16 protein-coding genes, 2 tRNA genes and 1 pseudogene are annotated in these 20,133 nt (G+C 58.9%); 16 read left to right on the top strand and 3 right to left on the bottom strand.

The window, feature by feature from the left end; all coding sequences use genetic code 11:
• Window positions 1-251: 251 nt before the first annotated feature.
• The 16 genes from LG327_RS14625 to LG327_RS14550 all read left to right on the top strand — a co-directional run bounded on the left by LG327_RS14625 (window position 252) and on the right by LG327_RS14550 (window position 15,185).
• Window positions 252-1,946 (top strand): BCCT family transporter, encoded by a 1,695-nt coding sequence (locus LG327_RS14625; protein ID WP_404362979.1) that lies wholly within the window; start codon window positions 252-254, stop codon window positions 1,944-1,946.
• Between the two features lie 165 nt (window positions 1,947-2,111).
• Window positions 2,112-2,186, top strand: a tRNA-Gly gene (locus LG327_RS14620).
• Between the two features lie 107 nt (window positions 2,187-2,293).
• Window positions 2,294-2,367 (top strand) — tRNA-Cys (locus LG327_RS14615).
• A gap of 193 nt (window positions 2,368-2,560) precedes the next feature.
• A complete protein-coding gene (locus tag LG327_RS14610) occupies window positions 2,561-3,196 on the top strand; it encodes a L,D-transpeptidase (RefSeq protein ID WP_404362977.1) in 636 nt (211 codons plus the stop codon).
• Window positions 3,197-3,338: 142 nt separating this feature from the next.
• On the top strand, window positions 3,339-3,761 hold the full coding sequence (locus LG327_RS14605; protein WP_404362975.1) for a CBS domain-containing protein: 423 nt from the start codon (window positions 3,339-3,341) through the stop codon (window positions 3,759-3,761).
• Window positions 3,762-3,953: 192 nt separating this feature from the next.
• Window positions 3,954-5,129, top strand: a complete 1,176-nt coding sequence (locus LG327_RS14600) for a methyl-accepting chemotaxis protein (RefSeq protein ID WP_404362973.1) — start codon at window positions 3,954-3,956, stop codon at window positions 5,127-5,129.
• Between the two features lie 67 nt (window positions 5,130-5,196).
• The gene (locus LG327_RS14595) at window positions 5,197-5,565 is read left to right on the top strand and encodes a response regulator (protein ID WP_404362972.1); all 369 of its coding nucleotides are present in this window, start codon (window positions 5,197-5,199) and stop codon (window positions 5,563-5,565) included.
• Complete coding sequence (locus LG327_RS14590) at window positions 5,562-5,882, top strand: lipid asymmetry maintenance protein MlaB (protein WP_404362970.1); 321 nt, start codon at window positions 5,562-5,564, stop codon at window positions 5,880-5,882. Before LG327_RS14595 ends, LG327_RS14590 begins: the two co-directional genes overlap by 4 nt.
• Window positions 5,879-8,062 (top strand): chemotaxis protein CheA, encoded by a 2,184-nt coding sequence (locus tag LG327_RS14585; RefSeq protein ID WP_404362969.1) that lies wholly within the window; start codon window positions 5,879-5,881, stop codon window positions 8,060-8,062. Before LG327_RS14590 ends, LG327_RS14585 begins: the two co-directional genes overlap by 4 nt.
• 21 nt (window positions 8,063-8,083) lie before the next feature.
• Window positions 8,084-9,724 carry a methyl-accepting chemotaxis protein gene (locus LG327_RS14580; protein ID WP_404362967.1) on the top strand — a complete coding sequence of 547 codons (1,641 nt, stop codon included), beginning with the start codon at window positions 8,084-8,086 and terminating at the stop codon, window positions 9,722-9,724.
• 10 nt (window positions 9,725-9,734) lie between these two features.
• Entirely contained in the window at window positions 9,735-10,304 is a 570-nt protein-coding gene (locus LG327_RS14575) for a chemotaxis protein CheW (RefSeq protein WP_404362965.1), read from the top strand.
• Window positions 10,288-11,127, top strand: a complete 840-nt coding sequence (locus LG327_RS14570) for a CheR family methyltransferase (RefSeq protein WP_404362963.1) — start codon at window positions 10,288-10,290, stop codon at window positions 11,125-11,127. Before LG327_RS14575 ends, LG327_RS14570 begins: the two co-directional genes overlap by 17 nt.
• On the top strand, window positions 11,124-11,639 hold the full coding sequence (locus tag LG327_RS14565; protein ID WP_404362962.1) for a chemotaxis protein CheD: 516 nt from the start codon (window positions 11,124-11,126) through the stop codon (window positions 11,637-11,639). The genes LG327_RS14570 and LG327_RS14565 overlap by 4 nt, the downstream gene beginning before the upstream one ends.
• Complete coding sequence (locus LG327_RS14560; RefSeq protein WP_404362960.1) at window positions 11,636-12,715, top strand: chemotaxis response regulator protein-glutamate methylesterase; 1,080 nt, start codon at window positions 11,636-11,638, stop codon at window positions 12,713-12,715. Before LG327_RS14565 ends, LG327_RS14560 begins: the two co-directional genes overlap by 4 nt.
• An 87-nt stretch (window positions 12,716-12,802) precedes the next feature.
• Window positions 12,803-14,560: a PAS domain S-box protein gene (locus tag LG327_RS14555; RefSeq protein ID WP_404362958.1), complete on the top strand. Its 1,758-nt coding sequence runs from the start codon at window positions 12,803-12,805 to the stop codon at window positions 14,558-14,560.
• Complete coding sequence (locus LG327_RS14550; RefSeq protein WP_404362956.1) at window positions 14,553-15,185, top strand: response regulator; 633 nt, start codon at window positions 14,553-14,555, stop codon at window positions 15,183-15,185. The genes LG327_RS14555 and LG327_RS14550 overlap by 8 nt, the downstream gene beginning before the upstream one ends.
• Before the next feature lie 20 nt (window positions 15,186-15,205).
• Here LG327_RS14550 and LG327_RS14545 read toward each other — a convergent pair whose 3' ends face one another.
• From LG327_RS14545 to LG327_RS14535, 3 genes and pseudogenes are all read right to left on the bottom strand, one after another.
• Entirely contained in the window at window positions 15,206-16,765 is a 1,560-nt protein-coding gene (locus tag LG327_RS14545; RefSeq protein ID WP_404362954.1) for an FGGY-family carbohydrate kinase, read from the bottom strand.
• Entirely contained in the window at window positions 16,765-18,381 is a 1,617-nt protein-coding gene (locus tag LG327_RS14540) for a glycerol-3-phosphate dehydrogenase/oxidase (protein WP_404362952.1), read from the bottom strand. The genes LG327_RS14545 and LG327_RS14540 overlap by 1 nt, the downstream gene beginning before the upstream one ends.
• Before the next feature lie 97 nt (window positions 18,382-18,478).
• Window positions 18,479-20,062: pseudogene (locus tag LG327_RS14535) on the bottom strand (FAD-binding oxidoreductase); the annotation flags it as partial.
• Window positions 20,063-20,133: the final 71 nt, after the last annotated feature.

Here is a 20,133-nt window from a genome sequence, read left to right as displayed (position 1 = left end):
CGCGGATGGCCAGAGGGGGCTTTCGCTCAGGAGCCTGCCGTCGCATATAGAACCAACCGGGTCGCCAGCAGACGGATTGATTCTGTGCGAGTGTGATTATCTGTAGAGGCTCAAAAAGCTGCGTACACGCAGGTATTGGTTTTTAACAAACGGGATTTGTTGGGACCTTGTCGGGACACTGGCAGGACATTGTCAGGCTCAGTCTTTGCCAGCAGCCCAATCAGGCAATAACAACTATAGGAGAATGCCAAATGGCCGGGAAAAGACAGGTCAATAAAATAAAGGATTCTGAATCGATAAGAGAGCTCGAGGCAATTTATGAGTCTGATTACAAGGTAGGGCAGGACAACATCAATCCACTGGGGCTTGAGCTTCACAACCCGGTTTTTTTTACGAGCGCGGGGCTGATCCTGCTGTTCGTTATTCTTTCCCTGATTTTCCCGACGGCGGCCAGCGAAATGCTTCTGGCTGCGCGAACCTGGTCCATCAATACCTTTGACTGGCTGTTCCTCACCAGCGGGAACATTTTTGTGCTCTTCTGCGTGGCGCTGATATTTCTGCCTGCCGGAAAGATCCGCCTCGGCGGCGAAAATGCCAAACCAGAACACAGCAGGATGTCCTGGTTTGCCATGCTTTTTGCCGCCGGCATGGGCATCGGCCTGATGTTCTGGAGCGTGGCCGAGCCGATCGGATATTACACCGAATGGTATGGCTCGCCACTGAATACGGCAGGAGGGACGATGGAAGCCCAGCGCGCGGCCATGGCGGCGACCATGTACCACTGGGGTCTGCATCCCTGGGCCATTTATGGCGTTGTGGGTCTCTCGCTCGCCTTTTTTGCCTATAACAAAGGCATGCCGCTGACGATCCGTTCAACTTTCTACCCCCTGCTCGGCAACCGTATATACGGGCCCATTGGTAACGTCATCGACATCGTCGCCGTCGTAGCAACCATCTTCGGCCTCGCTACTTCCCTGGGTTTTGGTGCCCAGCAGGCGGCCGGAGGCCTCAATCACCTGTTTGAAATTCCCGCCAGTCTCAGCACCCAGACCGGCATCATCATCCTGGTCACGGCGGTTGCACTCATTTCGGTCATGCGGGGGCTTGATGGCGGGGTGAAAGTGATGAGCAACATCAATATGGTCCTGGCGGGGGCGTTGCTGCTTTTTGTCATTTTCGCCGGCTCGATAATGACTTTCTTTGGCAACCTCTGGCTAACGATAAGTTCCTATGCCGAGTACATCCTGCCATTAAGCAACCCGGTGGGTCGTGAAGATGAAACCTTTTACCACGGCTGGACCATCTTTTACTGGGCCTGGTGGATCTCCTGGTCGCCTTTCGTGGGAATGTTCATCGCCCGCATCTCCAGAGGCCGGACCGTTCGCGAATTTCTGACTGCGGTACTGGTCGTCCCAACAGTGGTCACCATGGTCTGGATGAGCGCTTTTGGTGGCGGTGGCCTCGAGCAGACCATTGGCGGCGTCGGTGCGCTGGCCGATGGCATTGGCGACTCCTCCCTGACTCTGTTCCAGATGCTGGAAAACCTGCCCCTGGCTGGCATTACTTCGTTCCTCGCGATTATCCTGGTGCTGGTCTTCTTCGTAACCTCATCGGATTCCGGCTCCCTGGTTATCGACAGCATCACGTCCGGCGGCAAGATCGATGCGCCCGCAGCTCAGCGGGTGTTCTGGGCAACGCTGGAAGGCGTGATTGCGGCCGCATTGCTTACCATAGGTGGTGCTGATGCTCTGACGGCCCTCCAGGCCGGGGCGGTCACTACGGGCCTGCCCTTCACGGTTGTGCTGCTGGTCATGTGCGTAAGTCTGGGCAAGGGTCTGCATCACGAGCAGAAACTGCTGACGCTCAGAAGCAGAAGCCTGGCGAAAGATGTCAGGTCGGCACCGGTCAGCAAACCCGTGACGCCGGCGGTTGGCCCGAATAGCTGATAGTGTCAGTTGAACGGCTGAAGGGCCGTAAGCGGTCCTTCAGCCGTTCGCTTTTTGGCTTCCTGATCTTCGGTCAAAAATCAGCCTGAATTTCAACAAAAACAGAATGTTGAAAAAGTGGTTGACGGCACCCGCCGAATCCGTAGAATACGCCCTCGTTGTCAAGCGGGAATAGCTCAGTGGTAGAGCACAACCTTGCCAAGGTTGGGGTCGCGAGTTCGAATCTCGTTTCCCGCTCCAGTTTCTGGACTCGAACAGGGTCTGAAAGGCACAATCAGAGTATCTCCCCGAACCCGGTTCAGGAGACGTTTTAAAGGTCCTCATTTTTTCCCCCGGACTTTATCCCTGGCGCGGTGGCAGAGTGGTCATGCAGCGGACTGCAACTCCGTTAACGCCGGTTCGATTCCGACCCGCGCCTCCATTATTTACAGAACTCCTCCCGGATTCCTGGTGAGAACGTCCAGCCCCGACCAGTCATCATTCTTGTTATCGCACCCCAGTTTTGTCCGTGGCTTTCTGTCAGTCGCATTCTGCATCTGAATCCTTAGTGGCATTTTTAATGCCTTTTATTCAGGATGGGGGATACCTACGCGAATTTGGTCGGGAGCAAAGACATGTCCAGTCGATCGGGAACCCGCAAACCCAGGCGCGCGCCTTTCAGGTGGCTGATGCCGATCCTGTTTTGCCTCAGCCAGCCGGCGCTTTCCGGCGGATCGTTCCTGCCGGACACGGGTTTCCTTGAGGTCGCTCCCGAATACCGGAACCTTCCAGTACTTCACTACGAAATCAGCCTGGCCGAGCGCAAGCTCTTTGAATACATCGACGGCGAGCTGAAGGATACTTATCCCATTGCGGTTGGAAGGCCCGGCCTTGGCACTCCGACCGGCAATTTCAGGATTTACAAGGTCGACTGGAACCCAGACTGGACGCCTCCCGCCAGTTCCTGGGCAGCAAAGTGGGATTATACCCCCCCCGGCCACCCGGATAATCCGATGGGACGGGTCCGTCTCAGATACTTTCCGCCATACAGCCTGCATGGCACGGACAACACCTGGTCCCTGGGCAAGGCAGTGTCCCATGGCTCGGTTCGGGTCGCCAATGAGGACATCATCGGCATCGCGCGCCGCATTATGAGGCATGGCGGAATCAAGCGGTCGGAAGCCTGGTTCAGCGAAACCCTGAGTACGCCGACGGAGATGCGCCGTATAGTTCTGCCGCGGGGCGTCGCCCTGTTGGTCCGGCCGGAATGACGCTTCTGCCATATGCCGGAGTCCAGTGACCAAACGGCTCAGCAGCTTGAAAAATGGTCTCTCGGCTTCAGTTTGTCGTTGAGGCCGGTTAAAAAAAGGCATCCGCGATTTTCCCGTTACCCAGCAAAAAGGAGAGTTGATCATGCAGGTCAAGGAGGTTATGACACGGCGCACCCATTACGTTGATGCGGATGCTTCAATACGTGAAACCGCAGAACTGATGGCCAAAAATGCAAGCGGATTCGAGCCGGTGGTCCGCGGTGAGCGAATCATTGGTACGGTCACCGACCGGGATATAGCACTGCGGGCTGTGGCTGAATCCAGGAATCCGGACGAAAAGATAAGTTCCATCGTTACCGATGCTGTTTTTTACGCCTATGAGGACGACGATGTACAGGAGATCGTCCGGAACATGCAGGTCCAGCAGGTTCAGCGTCTTGTTGTGCTGAACGATGCAGAAAACAAAGACCTGACCGGGATCATAACCGTCGGCGACATAGCGACCCGTTGTGAAGACGGGGAGCTGGCGATGGAGCTGGTACGGTGCACTCGCCACTACCACTGAGCCGCAACTGCATGACCGTCCCTGAAAGGGCCGGTCATGCAACCCGATATTTGCAGATCCCGCTCGCGGGTGTGTCTGTAGTCCTTTCCCTACCTTCCGTAAGCCTTTTGCCGGGTTGAATACCGTCCCTGGCTGATTGTCTGGTTTCTGCCTCTGTATAACGATGTCCTTAACACAAAAAGGGGACAGCCGGTGACATCGATTCAGGCAATCTCACATCGGAATATGATCGCGCTGATGGCCGCCCCGGGCCTGCTTGGCGCTCTGGCCACACTGTACGTCTCACCCTCCCTGGGCGCCGGCCTGACTCTGGCACTTGTTCTTTCGGTGCTTACCCTGATCTCGGTCCTGATTTGCCGAAACCTGGCCCGAACTCACCTTGAATCCCTCAAAAAATCAGCAGATTCCGATATCGCTACCAGCGCGCAGACATCCATACCATTTCGCGACAGCCAGATGGCGCTGGGCGGACAGCTGATGCCCATCTGGGCAAGCCATGTCGAAACCGCCCGCTCCCAGACGGAAACCGCGATTACCGGCCTGACCGGCTGTTTTGCCAATCTGGCAACCGACCTCGGCCGCTCAACCGAAATGGCCTCTGAAGTAGCCGGATCCATGGAAGGTGGCATGGGCTCGACCTTCGGCCAGGCCCGGGAAGATCTGCAGTCGGTGGTCAACAGCCTGAAAAATGCCCTGAAAGACCGGGACGGGCTTCTCAACCAGATCAACGGTCTGGACACTTTCGTTGACGAGCTCGACACCATGGCAAAGGACGTTGCAACCATCGCCGGCCAGACCAACCTGCTTGCTCTCAATGCCGCCATTGAAGCTGCCAGGGCCGGGGAGCACGGCCGCGGCTTTGCCGTGGTGGCGGATGAGGTCCGCAAGCTCTCCCGTCTTTCTGCGGAGACCGGTGAGCGCATTGGTACCAAGGTTCGCTACATAGGAGATGCCATCCGGGCAGCTGTGTCGGCAGCGCAGGCATCCAGTGGCCGGGATAGCGAAGCGGTCAGGGGCTCTGAGGCGACCATCGAACGGGTTCTGGCGGATTTCCAGGGCCTGGCGGAGGGGCTGGTGGAATCCGCTGAGTCCCTGCGCGGCACCAATCAGGGTATTCAGGCTGAAGTTGAAGACGCACTGGTGGCGCTTCAGTTCCAGGACAGAATCAGTCAGATGCTTTGCCATGTCCGGGACAGCGTGAATGACGTGGCGGAAAAAATGAGCAGCGGTGATGCGTCGGCTCTGAGCGTGACGGGTGCGCTGGCCGACATGGAGGCCTCCTACGCCATGGCTGAGGAGCGGGAAATCCATGGCACCCGGAAGAAAACTGCGGCTCCTGCCGGCGCAGGTGAAATCACTTTCTTCTGACCAGCACCTGAATCAATGGCCCGGCCAGGCGCCGGACAAAGAACCACAGACAACGGACTCAGCAGTTATGGGCAAGAACATCCTCATCGTCGACGATTCCGCCTCCATCCGGCAGGTGGTGTCACTCACCCTGAAAGGCGCTGGTTTCGAGGTCATTGAGGCCTGTGACGGCCGCGACGCCCTCAGCAAGCTCACGGGTCAACGGGTTCACCTGATGATCTCGGACGTGAACATGCCGAACATGGATGGACTCACCTTTCTCAAAGAGGTGAAGTCGCGCCCAGAGTATAAATTCACCCCGGTGATCATGCTCACCACCGAGTCTGCCGAGGACAAGAAAATGCAGGGCCAGGCCGCCGGTGCCAAGGCCTGGATGGTCAAGCCGTTTCAGCCCCAGCAGATGCTGGCAGCTGTCAACAAGCTGGTCGGACCATGAACGGAAGCCTGAATTTCGACCGTGAAACCGGCTGCATGACCGTTCAGGGCGAGCTCACGATCTATCAGGCAAAGGAAGCGGCTGAAGTCCTGCGGGCGGCTGTGGGGACAGGCGAACTTGCATGTCTCGATCTGAGTGGCGTCACCGAGCTGGATACCGCGGGACTTCAGTTGCTGATGGTTGCGGCACGGCTGAAGAATAACAGCGGCGAGCCGATCGGGGTGACTGCCGCGAGCGATGTAGTGCAACAGGCCCTGAGCTTTGCCGGCGTGTCGCTCGCCCAGAGCCAGCCCCAGTCCAGGGAGGCGCGCTCATGAATATGGAACAGGCTCTGCAGACATTCCTTGATGAAAGCCGTGAACTGCTGGGTGACATGGAGCACCTCCTTCTGGACCTGGAATCAAATCCCGGAGAGGAAGAGCTGCGTAACGCTCTGTTTCGCTGCGTTCATACGGTCAAGGGCTCCGCGGGCATGTTTGGCCTGGGTCATGTGGTGGAATTCACCCATGTGGTGGAAAACGTACTGGACCGGCTACGGGCAGAGGAGATCCTGCTGTCCAGCGACCTTGCCAACCTGCTGCTTCGATGTCGGGATCACATTGCTTTGCTGGTGGAAGTAAGCGAGCCGGCAGAAGCGGCAGAGCTCCAGCCTGCAGGCGAGGGCCTCCTGTCGGAGTTGGTGCCTTTTCAGTCCCTCCCGGCCAGCGCGGACACCGCCCACGTCGAAAAAAATGCGACTGCTGGCACAGCTGTTGAGGGAACCTGGCACCTCTCTGTGCGAATTGACCGGGACGCTCTCCGCCACGGCATGGACCCCCTCGGGTTTCTCCGTTATCTGGGAGCCCTGGGTGAGCTGGTTTCCGTGACTACAGTGTGCGATGCACTGCCCGGGCTGGACGAATTTGATGCGGAAACTTCCTACCTTGGGTTCGAAATCGATCTCAAAACATCATCGGAGAGGGCGACTATCGAAGAGGTTTTCGAACTCGCAGATGATCTGTATGAGCTTCACCTGGTGCCGCCTGGGAGTGGACTGGAACGCTTTACGGAACTGCTTGAAGCCCTTCCGGAAGATGCCGAGCGCCTTGGGGAAATACTGGTTGGAACCGGGGTGCTGACCTCGGCGGCGCTGGCAAGATGCCTTGAGATGCAGGACATCGGGATTGCGCTGGATACCAGACAGCCTCTTGGACAGATCCTGGTGGAGCAGGGCGTGGTTGAGGCTGGGCTGGTCAGTGCCGCGCTTGAAAAGCAGGAACAGGTGCGAGGCCGTCGCAAGAAAACCGTGCAGCATTTCCGGATCCAGGCCGACAAGCTGGACAACCTGATCAATCTGGTGGGCGAGCTGGTTATTGCATCTGCCGCCGTGTCCATGGACGCAGATCGAAACGGCGATTCTTCGGCCCGGGAATCAGCGGCCAACCTTCGCCTGCTGGTTGAGAGTATCCGGGACAGCTCGCTCGACCTCCGGATGGTGCCCATCGGGGACACATTTCAGCGCTTCCAGCGTGTGGTTCACGATATCTCCTCGGAACTGGGCAAGGACATTCAACTGGTCATTACAGGTGCCGACACCGAGCTGGACAAGACAGTGGTGGAAAAGATCGGTGATCCCCTGACCCACCTTGTCCGGAATGCCTGTGACCATGGCATTGAGGCGCCTGCGCTGCGTAACAGCAATGGTAAGCCAGCTCAGGGAAATGTTTATCTGAATGCCTTTCACGAGTCTGGCGCCATCGTAATCGAAGTCAGCGATGACGGCGCGGGTCTCGATCGCTCCCGGATTTTTGCCAAGGCAGTAGAGCGGGGTCTGGTACGGGAGGACGCCGCGCTGTCCGACCGGGAAGTGTTCAACCTGATATTTGAGCCAGGTTTCTCCACTGTGGAACAGGTCACCAACCTGTCCGGTCGTGGCGTAGGGATGGATGTGGTCCGGCGCAACATCGAGGCCCTTCGCGGCGTCGTCGAGCTGGTGTCCCCTGGTGTGGCCGGCGGCACTACATTCCGTATCCGGCTACCCCTCACTCTCGCCATTATTGACGGCTTCCTCGCCCGGGTGGGCGATGCCTCTTATGTGGTTCCCCTCGAGATGGTGGTGGAGTGCACCGAGCTCAGCGCAGACCAGCAGAAGCAGAGCGAGGATAGACACTTTATCAACCTTCGCCAGGAGGTATTGCCCCTGATCCGGCTAAGGGAGCATTTCCGGCTTTCCGGTGAAAGAAACCGTCGGCAGAACCTCATCGTGGTTCGCCACGGTAATCAGAAAGTCGGGCTGGTTGTGGACGAGCTGCTCGGTGAGCACCAGACCGTGATCAAGCCCCTGAGTGGGATTTTCTCTCACCTGAGGGGCCTGTCCGGCTCCACGATCCTGGGCAGCGGCCAGGTCGCGCTAATCCTGGATGTGCCGGCCCTGATGAATCAGATCAGCCAGCACGAAGACGCCGCGACCCGCGGTTCCCATAACAACGCCCGGTCAAGGCTGCCGGCGTCTCACTAGTTGTAATTCTGGAGTCTCGACATGTTCAAAAATCTGAAAATTGGTACGCGTCTCGGTATCGCTTTTGGCGCCGTTCTGCTGCTTCTGGGCATAGTGGCGTTCGTCTCTGCGGAGCGTTTCATGACCGCTGACGAAATGGTAAATGATCTGGCCGGGCCCCAGGCAGAGCGCCTGAAGCTTGCAAACAATATTATTTATTACAACCAGAACAGCGCGCTGGCTTCCCTGGATCTGCTGCTAACCAACAGCGAAACGCCAGAAGAGGAGATAGAAGCCCTGCATCGACAGATCGCGGAACGGGCAAAAGACATAGGCATAGCGCTTGACAGGCTGAAAGCCGTTACCGAAAGCGAGGTAGGCCTGGCCCGGCTCGATAAGATTCTTGAGGCCCGGAAGGAGTTCAGCGCCAGTCGCAAGGAAGTATTTGCCATCCTTGATACCGGCAATAGCGCAGCGGCCATCACTCTGTGGATGGATGAGACCCGCCACACCCTTAACCGGTACATGGGAGAAATCCAGAGCTTTCTGGAGTTCCAGGGCGATCAAGTGACGCAAGCCAGTGCCGCCACGACGGATCTGGTCAATACCTCGATCCTCATTGTGGCCGTGTTGTCCATTGTTGCCCTTGTTATAGGTGTCCTGTTCGCCTGGCTGATCACCCGCGGCATCGTGCGGCCCCTGAACACTGCGGTATCGGCAGCCCGTCAGTTGGCGGACGGCGACATGACCACCAGGATCGAGGTTAACAGCCGCGACGAAACTGGCCAGTTGCTGGGCGCAATGGATGAGATGGTCAAGCGTCTGTCCCAGGTGATCAGTGAAGTGCGCTCGGGTGCTGACAATCTGGCCTCCGCTTCGGAAGAGGTGAACGCCACCAGTCAGTCACTCTCCCAGGCGTCCAGTGAGCAGGCCTCAAGCGTGGAGGAAACCAGTGCTTCCATGGAGCAGATGACCGCCTCCATAAGCCAGAATACCGATAACGCCGGCGTCACCGATGGCATGGCGAGCAAGGCCGCCAAAGAAGCTGTGGAGGGCGGTGAGGCTGTTGCCAAAACCGTGACTGCAATGAAGAGCATTGCCGAGAAGATTTCCATCATTGATGACATTGCCTACCAGACCAACCTGCTGGCACTGAATGCGGCCATTGAGGCTGCACGGGCAGGGGAGCATGGCAAGGGCTTTGCCGTGGTGGCGGCGGAAGTTCGCAAGCTGGCGGAACGGAGCCAGGTGGCGGCCCGGGAAATCGGCGAAGTGGCGGGATCTTCAGTCGAGCTGGCCGAACGCGCGGGCCGGCTTCTGACTGAAATGGTGCCATCGATCCAGAAGACCTCCGATCTGGTACAGGAAATTGCGGCTGCGTCCAGCGAGCAGTCCTCTGGCGTTGCCCAGATCAACAGTGCCATGGAGCAGCTTAACCAGATTACCCAGCAGAACGCCTCTGCGTCCGAGGAACTGGCCGCTACCTCTGAGGAAATGTCGGCCCAGGCTGAACAGCTTCAGCAGGCCATGGGGTTCTTCAAGGTGGCAGACGGCTCCACTAACCACAACCTGGTAAAAGCCGGGCCCAAAAAGAATGCCCTGGAAAAGGTCCTCGGGGATGTCGCAAAAGGCGATTCTTCCAGGCACGAGCGTGTCGACGAGTCAGCCTACGTGCGGTTCTAAGGGGGGCAACATGAATCAGTTACAGAAGACACAGCAGGGAGGTGTCAGTTCTACGGACGCCTCCGGCGACCAGCATCAATACCTGACGTTTCAGATCGGCAAAGAGATGTTCGCGGTAGGGATTTTACACATCCGCGAGATCATTGAATTCGGCAACCTCACTACCGTACCCATGATGCCAGGGTTCGTGCGGGGTGTAATCAATCTCCGGGGCAGTGTGGTGCCGGTGATTGATCTTGCCGCCCGATTTGGGCGTGGCGAGAGCGCCATCAACCGTCGCAGCTGCATCGTGATTCTCGAGGTCGAGAGCTCAGGTGATGAAAACAATGACGGCCATGAGAGCCTTCAGGAAGTGGGGGTCATCGTGGATGCTGTTTCGGAGGTGCTGGAAATTCCACCCACCGAGATAGAGCCAGCCCCCAGTTTCGGTGCCCGCATCCGCTCGGATTTTATTGCAGGCATGGGCAAGGTACAGGGGCGTTTCGTGATCATGCTGAATGTGCAAAATGCCCTGAATGTTCAGGAAATGGCGGAGCTGGCCAGCGTCGTTGACAGCCTTGAGCATGGCCGCGCCAGCTGAGGCGCGGGCCCGCCCCGCCGACGAACCTTGTGCCCTCAGCGAGGCCGAATTCAGCGAATTCCAGCGCATGATCTTCGCCGTGGCTGGCATTCACATGGCGGCAAGCAAACGGACCATGGTAGCCGGGCGCCTCGCGAAGCGCCTGAGGGCCCTGCAGCTACGCAGCTACAGCGAATACTGGCAGTGCCTTCGCCGGGACCCGCTGGAAAAGCAGACGGCGGTAGATCTGCTTACCACCAATGAAACCTACTTCTTCCGGGAGGCCCGGCATTTCGACTTCCTCAGGGATACGATTCTGCCGGCCCATTCAAGACCGCAGCCTTTCCGGGTATGGAGCGCAGCATGTTCCAGTGGCGAGGAGCCCTACACGGCGGCCATGGTCATTGCCGAGGTACTGGGCAAAACCGGCTGGGAAATCCTGGCCTCCGATATCAGTACTCAGGTGCTGGCGCAGGCCAGAGCAGGACGTTACCCCCTGGCCCGAGCTGAAAAGATTTCCGTGGAGCTTCTGAAGCGCTACTGCCTCCGGGGAATCGGTGCAGCGGAAGGGACTTTCATGATGGATCCATCAATCCGGTCCCGGGTGGACTTCCGCCAGATCAACCTGAATATCAAACTGCCGGAAGTGGGGATGTTTGATGTCATTTTTCTGCGCAACGTGATGATTTATTTCAACACCGAAACCAAGCAGCAGATTGTTGCCCGTCTGGCTGCCCGTCTTCGCCCAGGGGGGTATCTGATCATTGGCCATTCGGAAACCCTTAACGGTTTTCAGAATGGCCTGAAGGCCATCATGCCATCGGTATACAGGGCGAGTTCATGATGACTGCGCTGGGGTCCGGCATTGATATTTTTCTGCACCCCGGGGAATGGTATTTCGGAGACCAGCATACCCGTATCCGCACGGTGCTTGGTTCCTGCGTTGCAGTAACCCTATGGCATCCAGAACACAGGCTGGGAGGCATGTGCCACTTCATGCTCCCGGATAACCGAGGCCCGGCAGGGAGTCTGAACGCCCGGTACGGAACCGAAGCACTCCAGCTGCTGGTGGCGGAGATCAGAAAGCATGGCGGAAAGGCCGAAGAATACGAGGCAAAACTCTTCGGCGGCGCCAGCATGTTTGGCCTGGGTGTTGAGGCAAACTCTATTGCAGACCGGAACATCAAAATCGCGGAAGAACTGATGCAGCGCCATAACCTTAATGTCTTGGCGAGAAGCCTGGGCGGCAGTGTTTACCGGCAACTGGTGTTTGATCTGGCAGAGGGCGACGTCTGGGTGAGGCTGGGTGAACCGCCCGAATACGACTGCTGCCTGGCAACTGGTGGCGCCGCATGAGCGCGCCTGTGAATGTTTTCATTGTCGACGATTCCGCTGTGGTCAGGCAGGTGTTGACGCAGATGCTGGGAGCAGACCCTGACATTCGTGTGATAGGTGCGGCGCCTGACCCCCTGTTTGCCCTGCAGAAAATGCAAAAGGAATGGCCGGATGTGATTGTGCTGGACGTCGAGATGCCTCGCATGGATGGCATAACCTTCCTGCGCAAGCTGATGCAAGAACATCCCACGCCCGTGGTCATCTGTTCCACCCTGACGGAAAAGGGGGCGGACACCACACTCCAGGCCCTTGCCGCTGGCGCGGTGGATATCATCACCAAGCCCAAAATCGGGCTCAGGGAATTTCTGCAGTCTGGCAGCCAGCACATGGTGCAGGTCATCAAGGCTGCGGCTCGGGCCAGAGTGAAGGCTGTGTCTCCACGCCCGGCTGCCCCGGCCCAGACCCGGAAAAGTGCGACGCCTGCCGTCACGGCCATGACCCAGACCACCGATCACGTGGTGGCGCTTGGGACATCCACCGGTGGCACCCATGCTCTGGAAGCCGTGCTGACCCGGATGCCGGTAAACTGCCCCGGCATTGTGGTGGTGCAGCATATGCCTGAGAAATTCACCGCGGCTTTCGCCCAGCGCCTTAACACTTTATGCCGTTGCGAAGTGCGGGAAGCCGCAGATGGTGACAGGGTTTTACCCGGCCTTGTACTGATAGCTCCCGGGGGCAGGCATATGCAGCTGCGTCGCAGCGGCGCCCAGTATCGGGTGAACGTCACAGACGGCCCCCCGGTGAACCGGCACAAACCATCCGTGGATGTGCTGTTTCGCTCCGTGGCCAAAGTGGCGGGCCGGAATTCACTTGGCATAATCATGACCGGCATGGGGGATGACGGAGCCAATGGCCTTCTGGCGATGCGGGAGGCGGGTGCACATACCATTGCCCAGGACCGGGAAAGTTCCGTGGTATTTGGGATGCCGAAAGAGGCCATTGAAAGGGGCGCTGCGGTGGAAGTACTGCCGCTGGGAGCGATGGCTGAGGCCATCATTTCGGGGTGCTCAAGGCATTCGAGGGCTGTTCAGGCGTGACGGGCGACAGGCTGCTGTAACATGTGAGGGGGTAATGGTAGGGTACGGGCTGGCACCGAAGGAGCCGATGGACCGGGGAGGGAAGCTATGAGCCGAATGGATGTCATGCCTGGAGCAGTGATCAGGCTGGACACGGCTGGCTATATAACAGACTTGAGTAGAAATGCTGAGCACATTGATGCGCCCCTGAAAGTCCGGAAATGTTTTCCGGAAATGCTGGACAGGAAGGCCGCCGACTGGCTGCACGCCGCTCTTGCAGGAAAGCAGGATCCCACCAGCCGCGAACTGGAGGCCACTATTGGCTCGCAACGCTTCCGACTGACCATCGGCAGTGAGCCAGACCCCGATGGCGGTTATCTTCTCCAGCTGCCGGATATCACGGAATACCGAGCCCTCTCGCAAACCCTTGCCTGGAACGAGCAGCGTTACCGTTCCCTGTTCTCCGAAAACCCCGATGCCGTGTTCAGCCTGGATCCTGAAGGCCGTTTCCTCGAAATAAATCAGGCAACTCTTGATCTCACGGGCTACTCCAGACCGGAGCTTATCGTTTGCAACTGGGAGGATTTTGTGAATCCCGCAGATCGGGAGCGTGCGCGCGTCAGTTTCGGAGCCGCCCTGGTCGGCAACCCTTCCAGTTTCCGCTGCCGGATGATCAACCGTGAGGATCGAACGGTAATAGCCCAGGTCACTCATTTCCCGATCGTTGTCGAAGACGAATTGGTCGGTGTGTTCGGTGTGGCCAGGGACAAGACCCAGCGTTATCAGCTTGAGCAGAGCCGTCGGCTGCTCCGGACCTGTGTCGATCAGATTCATGAAGTAATCATGATTACGGAAATGGAGCCAGGTGAACAAACAGGCCCACGCATCGAATTCGTAAATCAGGCTGTGAAGCGGATAGCAGGATACAGTCCTGACGAACTCATTGGCCAATCGCCCTGTGTGTTTCAGGGCAATGCGACTCAGTCCCCGGCTCTGGACCGGATACGCGAAGCCCGGAGAAATCGCCAGGCAATCACCGAGGAGTTGCTCAGTTATCGCAGCGACGGCACCCCTTTCTGGAATGAAATGGAGGTAGTTCCGGTTCCTTCAGCTCACGAGGGTGAGTCCGGCCACTTCGTCTGGGTTCTGCGGGACATAACCCAGGCAAAGCAGCGGGAGGCGGAGCTGCATCGTTCCAGGGAGGAGCTGCGCCGGCTGTCACAGGCCCAGGATAGCATGCTCGAGAATGAGAGAAAACGGATAGCCAGGGATTTGCACGATGAGCTGGGGCAGTCCCTCACGGCTCTTAAATTGCAGCTGGCGGTGGCGCTCAACCAGTCATCCGAACTGCCCGAGAGCCATGTCCAGAGACTCAGGCTTCTGGTGGAGACCACAGAAGGAATGATTGACCGGGTTCGGGAGACGGCCGCGAACCTGAGGCCGGCCATGCTTGATGATCTGGGTTTCGAGGCGGCCGCGGAATGGTTCCTCGATCGGTGTGCCAGCGGTGACGGGCTTGATGTTCATTGGCTGGCTCAACTGGAGACCCACAGCAGCAGAGTCACGGGAGACACGGCCACAGCCCTGTTCAGGATTCTGCAGGAGTGCATGACAAACGTCGTGAGGCATGCCAGGGCTTCGTCGGTCGAGGTGTGGTACGAAGAGTCTGCCGACACGGCGAGGCTGATTGTGGTTGACGACGGGGTTGGTTTTGATCCGGGCTCAGTGGATAGCCGAGGCCTCGGGCTTGTGGGGATCCGGGAACGGGTGGCTCTGCTCGATGGTGACCTGCTTCTGGAGTCGGCTCTTGGCAAGGGGGTTCGCCTGGTTGTCACCCTGGCTTTAACAGGTGAATCCAGTGACTGATATCTACATTGCGGATGACCACAGCATTGTGCGGGAGGGCATGCGCGCTCTGATTTCCTCAACGTCGGACATGAGCGTGGTGGGCGAGGCTGAAGATGGCGACAGGGCCCTGGCGGATGTCACAAAGCTCCGGCCTGCCGTGCTGCTGATGGACATGACCATGCCGGGCTGTTCCGGCCTTGAACTGATTGAACAGGTGCGCCGCCGGGCCCCGGACACCCGGATCCTGGTATTGAGCATGCACCGGGAGGAACTCTACGCCACCCGTACCATCCGCGCCGGGGCCCAGGGTTTTATTACCAAAAGCCGGCCGCCGGAAGAGCTGCTTGAAGCCCTTCGCACCGTGGCCAGGGGTGATATATACATTCCCCGTGAACTGGCGGACCGGCTTGCCCGGGAATCACTCATGGGCACAGGTGGTGGCGAGCTCCACACCAGGCTCACCAAACGCGAGTACGAGATTTTCCTTGACCTCGCGCAGGGTGCCACGGTGAGAGACATAGGAATCCGGCTGCACCTGAGCTCGAAAACCATCAGTACCCACAAGGCCAGGTTGATGGAGAAGCTGGAAGTAAGCAGTCTTTCTGAACTCGTGCGCTACGCCATAAACCATGAGCTGGTCTGAACCCGGGTTTTCCCGCCGTTTCATCGCGGGTAGCCGGTAATACGCCGTATCCGGTGATAAAGCGGCTGAAGCTGCCGGTACATTTTCAGGTACACCTCACTGTAGAGCTTCTGATAGAGATCCCGATTGGCCTGCTGGGGCTCAAACACATCGCCGACCCGGGTCATGGCGGCCACGGCGGTTTTGAAGTCCGGGTGAAGGCCCAGGCCCACGGCGGCGTCGATGGCGGCGCCGAGGCCAGAGGTTTCATAAGTGTGGGGCCGCTCCGCCGGCAGGCCAAAGATGTCGGCAGTAAGCTGCATGGCGGCATCGCTCTGGGAGCCGCCGCCGGCCACCCTCAGACGGGCTATCTTCACGCCGCCGCGTTTTTCTATTCTCTCCTTACCCTCCCGCAGGGCGTAGGCCAGACCCTCCAGAATGGCACGGTAAAGATGGGCGCGGGTGTGAACATCGCCAAAGCCGATAATGGACCCCTTGGCTTCGGGCCCCGGCTGTTTCACGCCTGGGGACCAGTAGGGCTGGAGCATCAGGCCCATGGACCCGGCGGGCACCGAGTTCACCAGTTCATCAAATAGCGCCTCCGGCTCTATATCCCTGGCCTCCGCTATCCGCTGCTCCCGAAGCCCGAACTCCCTCTTGAACCAGCTCACCATCCAGAATCCCCGATAGATCATGACTTCCGTGCAGTAGTGGCCAGGTATGGCGGAAGGATAAGGTGGCATGAAACGGGTGGGTTCCACGTATCTGGAACTCGTGGTGTTGATGGTGGCAGTGGTGCCATAACTCAGACAGCCGGTTGTCGGCTCCAGGCCGCCGGAGCCAAGGATTTCGCAGGCCTTGTCGGAGGCGGCGGCCAGAACGGGAAGGCCGGGAGGCAGGCCGAGATGGCTGGCCGCTTCCGGCAGAAGTTCACCAATGGTTCCCCCGGGTGCAACGAGATCGGGCAGCATATCCCGGGTAACGGGCAGAATCTTCCATTTGAAATCGCGTTTTCCGGCCCAGCTCTGTTTTTTGTAGTTGAAGGGCAGATAGCCTACCTGGCTGCCGGTGGAATCCCGGAATTGCCCGGTGAGGCGGTAGTTGAGATAGCCGGACAGGAGAAGGAACTTTTCCGTGGCGGCCCAGACTTCCGGCTGGTTCTGGCTGATCCAGCTGGCCTCGGCGTTTTCCCGGAAGCGATTGATGGTCTCTTCAAGTCGCAGCATCCGGAACATCCAGCCCCAGGGACCCCGCAGCTTTTCTTTGACCATTGCGTGGCGCTGGTCGAGCCAGATGATGGCGGGACGCAAGGGCCTGCCGCTGCTGTCCAGGTTGATCACGGTTCCCCGCTGGGTGGTAACGGTTACACAGCGGACCTGTTCCGGCAGGGCGTCGGTATTTCGCCAGAGGGCGTCGCACGCCAGGCCCAGCTGCTCCCAGAAGTACTCCGGGTGCTGTTCCGCCCAGCCAGGCTGATTGGAGAAATAGGGTTCTATTTCCTGTTTACCCTTGCCATGGAGGTTACCCTGGCAGTCGAATAGCAGGGCCCGGACGCTCTGGGTGCCGTTGTCGATTGCAAGGATCAGTGGATCGGCAGACATCAGGCGTTGGCTCCGGGTGTGTCCGGGGATTCAGGGAGGAAGTAGGCGGAAGACCAGATTTCCAGGTAGCGTTGTTCTTCTTTGTCCCAGTGGCTGTCATCCCAGCCGAGTTTTGGCTGGCAAAGGGTCCGGATCTCCGGCAGGAGGTCACGCCCACCGCCGGGCAGAATCAGGCCCAGGCGGGTTCGCCGCAACATGAGATCGTCGAGATGCATCACATCCTCCTGGCTGGCAGCCCATATCACTTCTGCCCACAGGAGACTGGTTCCGGGGATTGGGTGGGCGGGTCCACAGGTCAGCATTTCGGCCACCAGGGACCCATGGAAGCCCTGGAGGCGGCGCCACTGGAGATGGGGTATACCGGAGGGTCGTTTCAGTTCCGTCGGCTGCCGGAAAACCGGCTCCTGGTCCGGGCGCAGTTGATGTTCCGGAAGGTAATCCTGAGCTTTTTCAATGACCTCCCGCGCAATCTTCCGAAAGGTTGTCAGCTTTCCACCGGCAATACTGAGCAGGCCGCGATCCGCCCATATCACATGTTCACGGTTTTCCTTTGATGGCGATTTGCCATCTCCCCGGCTTACCACTGGCCGAACACCGGCCCAACTGGACAGAATCTGGTCACGGCGGATTTTGCTGGCTGGAAACAGGCGAGCCGCCACCTCGAGCAGGTAGTCAATTTCGGGCTCTGTGATCACCGGCTCCTGTTCGAGGCCTCTGTTGTGATCCAGATCCGTGGTGCCGAGAACGGTCACCCCCTGCCAGGGAAAGGCAAACACGGGGCGGCGATCATCCGGATGCAGGGCGGAAACCGAGCAGGATACCGGCAGGGCACTGTAGGGCAGCACCAGATGGCTGCCCCGCAGGGGGCGTATATGTTCGTTGTCCCTGCCGGAAGCGCGGAGACTGTCCGCCCAGGCACCGGTGGCATTGATGACTATGGGCGTGTTCAGGTTCCAGACGCTGGTTTCCCCACTGTCGCCATTTGCTGCATCTTCAAGGCGCACGCCGGTCACATTGCCATCGCTGTTTCGCAGAATTTCCGTGGCGCGGACATAATTCACACAGGTGGCGCCGTCTGCCCTGGCTTCTTGCAGAACCCGCATAACCAGCCGGGCGTCATCCGTGACCGCGTCGGTAAAGCCACTGGCACCTCTGAGCCTGTCCATGCTCAGACCAGGCACCCATTGCAGGGCTTCCCCGGGAGAGAAAAAACGCCGTGATTGTTGCCCGGCCAGCCAGTCGTAGACCCGAAGCAGAATGCCGAACAGTCCGGGGCCTGGAAACTGGCCTTTGTAGTGGGGCATGACAAACTGCAAGGGGTCGACCAGTCCGGGGGCTTCCTCCAGCATCCGCTGGCGCTCCCGGACCGCGTCCCGTGCCAGACCAAAATGGCCGCTGGCCAGATAGCGCAGTCCGCCATGGACCATCTTGGAAGAACGGCTTGAGGTTCCCCAGGCAAAATCCATCTGCTCCACAAGAAGCGTCCGAAGGCCGCTGCCTGCGGCTTCCCGGACAATGCCAGCGCCGGTGATCCCGCCGCCGATAACGACCAGATCGAAATCGCGGTTACCTCTGGCGAGAGAGGTAATCAGGCGCTTGCGTTCATCCGGTGACATGGGTTTCTCCCGATTATGTGGATTGGGTTTCGGAACCGGATCCGGAGTCGGCTTCAGCCACGGGCGCGGGGCCAGGAGTCAGATTTCGGGTTGAAAAAAGAGTATCCGGGTTCAGGCGCCCATCAGGATCGAAGGCCTCGCAAAGACTTCTTATGGCAAGCATGCCGAGTTCGCCCTTTTCTATCGGCAGGTAAGGGGCATGGTCTTTGCCCACGCCATGCTGGTGGCTGATGGTGCCCCGGTTGCGGACAATCAGCCGGGAAGTTGTTTCCTTGAGCTTGCGCCAGCGGATGAGGGTGGACTCATAGTCCTCGGCGTTGCGGAACACATAAGTGGTGTAAAGGCTGCAGCCCTGGCTGTAGACATGAGACAGGTGGGTGAATACATGAACCCTTTCGCTGTCCTCCGAGAGCCCACCGCGAAGATTGCTTTCGATCCGGTTCAGCAGGTTATCCACGTTGTCCCAGTCGGTGGCTGTCTCCAGAGTGTCAACCACGTAACCCTGCTCCCAGAGTGCTTCCCGCAGATAGGGCATGGTGAAGCGTTTTTCCGCCCATTTGGCGCCAAGGCGCGTGCCGGTGTAAACGCCGTTAAATTCCGAGCAGATCTGTCGCAGATCTCTCAGGGCGCCCTTGCACTGGCGCCGGCTACCGGTCAGTCCCACGGTCATCATGCACTTGCCGTCGCTGGCGCCCCGAAGACCGAGGTATTTTTCCAGCAGGCCAATCAGGGTCGGGTGGCCCGCGAGAGCCAGCTGCGTTTCGGTTTCCAGGGCGTTGCTCAGACGCAGCATGGACAGTTGCACTTTGCCCTGGACCATTTTGCGGGCGGCGGTGCGGGCCTGCGCCCACTCCGGGAAGAAAATAACGTGGAAGCTTTCGTCCTCTGGCAGAGGCGTGACCCTGACCTTGACGTCGGTAATGAAGCCGATGCGCCCCTCGGACCCCAATACCATTTCCCTTATATCCGGGCCTGCACTGGAGGCGGGCAGGGTGGGGAGAGCCAGGGTCCCCTGGAAGGTTTCCACAGTGCCGCCGGCGAACATCTGCTCAATGCGGCCATAGCGCAGGGACTGCTGTCCACTGGAGCGGCTGGCCACCCATCCGCCCAGGGTGGAGAGCTCGAAGGACTGGGGGAAGTGGCCAAGAGTATAGCCCCGGGCCCGCAGCTGGGATTCCACCAGAGGGCCGGGGGTGCCTGCACCAAAGGTTGCGATCTGGCTTTGAGTGTCCAGGTCCAGCAGACGGTTCATCTTTCCCATGTCCACGGTAACCACCGGCGTATGCCCGGCCACAGGGTTTATATGACCAGCTACACTGGTACCACCACCATAGGGAATGAGCGAAACCTCCTGCTCTCTGGCATAGTCCAGAAGCTGACGTACATCTTCTGCGGTTTGGGGATGGGCAACACCGTCCGGAAACACGCCGAAATTCCCACTCCGCATGGCCAGCCAGTCCGGCAGGCTCTGGCCCCGGGCATGGCGAACCCGCTGCTCCGGGTCGGTGGAGATCAGCCTGTGATCCGGAATCCGGCTCTCCGGCACTCCGGCGCGAACGCTTTCAAGGCTGGCGTCCGGCAGAATCCGCCCTTGCCCGATTCGCTCAGAAAGGAACTCTGTTCCCGCTTCCGGTAAATCCAGACTGAACTGATCATCGCCCCAGCCGTTCCAGCGTCGCATGGTGTCCCCTGTTCTGTTTTTTCGTAAAGATTGGATGCCAGGGATTGTAGCGGTATTCTGCGCAGCTGGAG

This window comes from Marinobacter sp., assembly GCF_044799475.1.
Lineage (GTDB): Bacteria > Pseudomonadota > Gammaproteobacteria > Pseudomonadales > Oleiphilaceae > Marinobacter.
The sequence above is the reverse complement of the archived record's forward strand: the minus strand, read 5'-3'. Positions and strand labels throughout refer to the sequence as shown.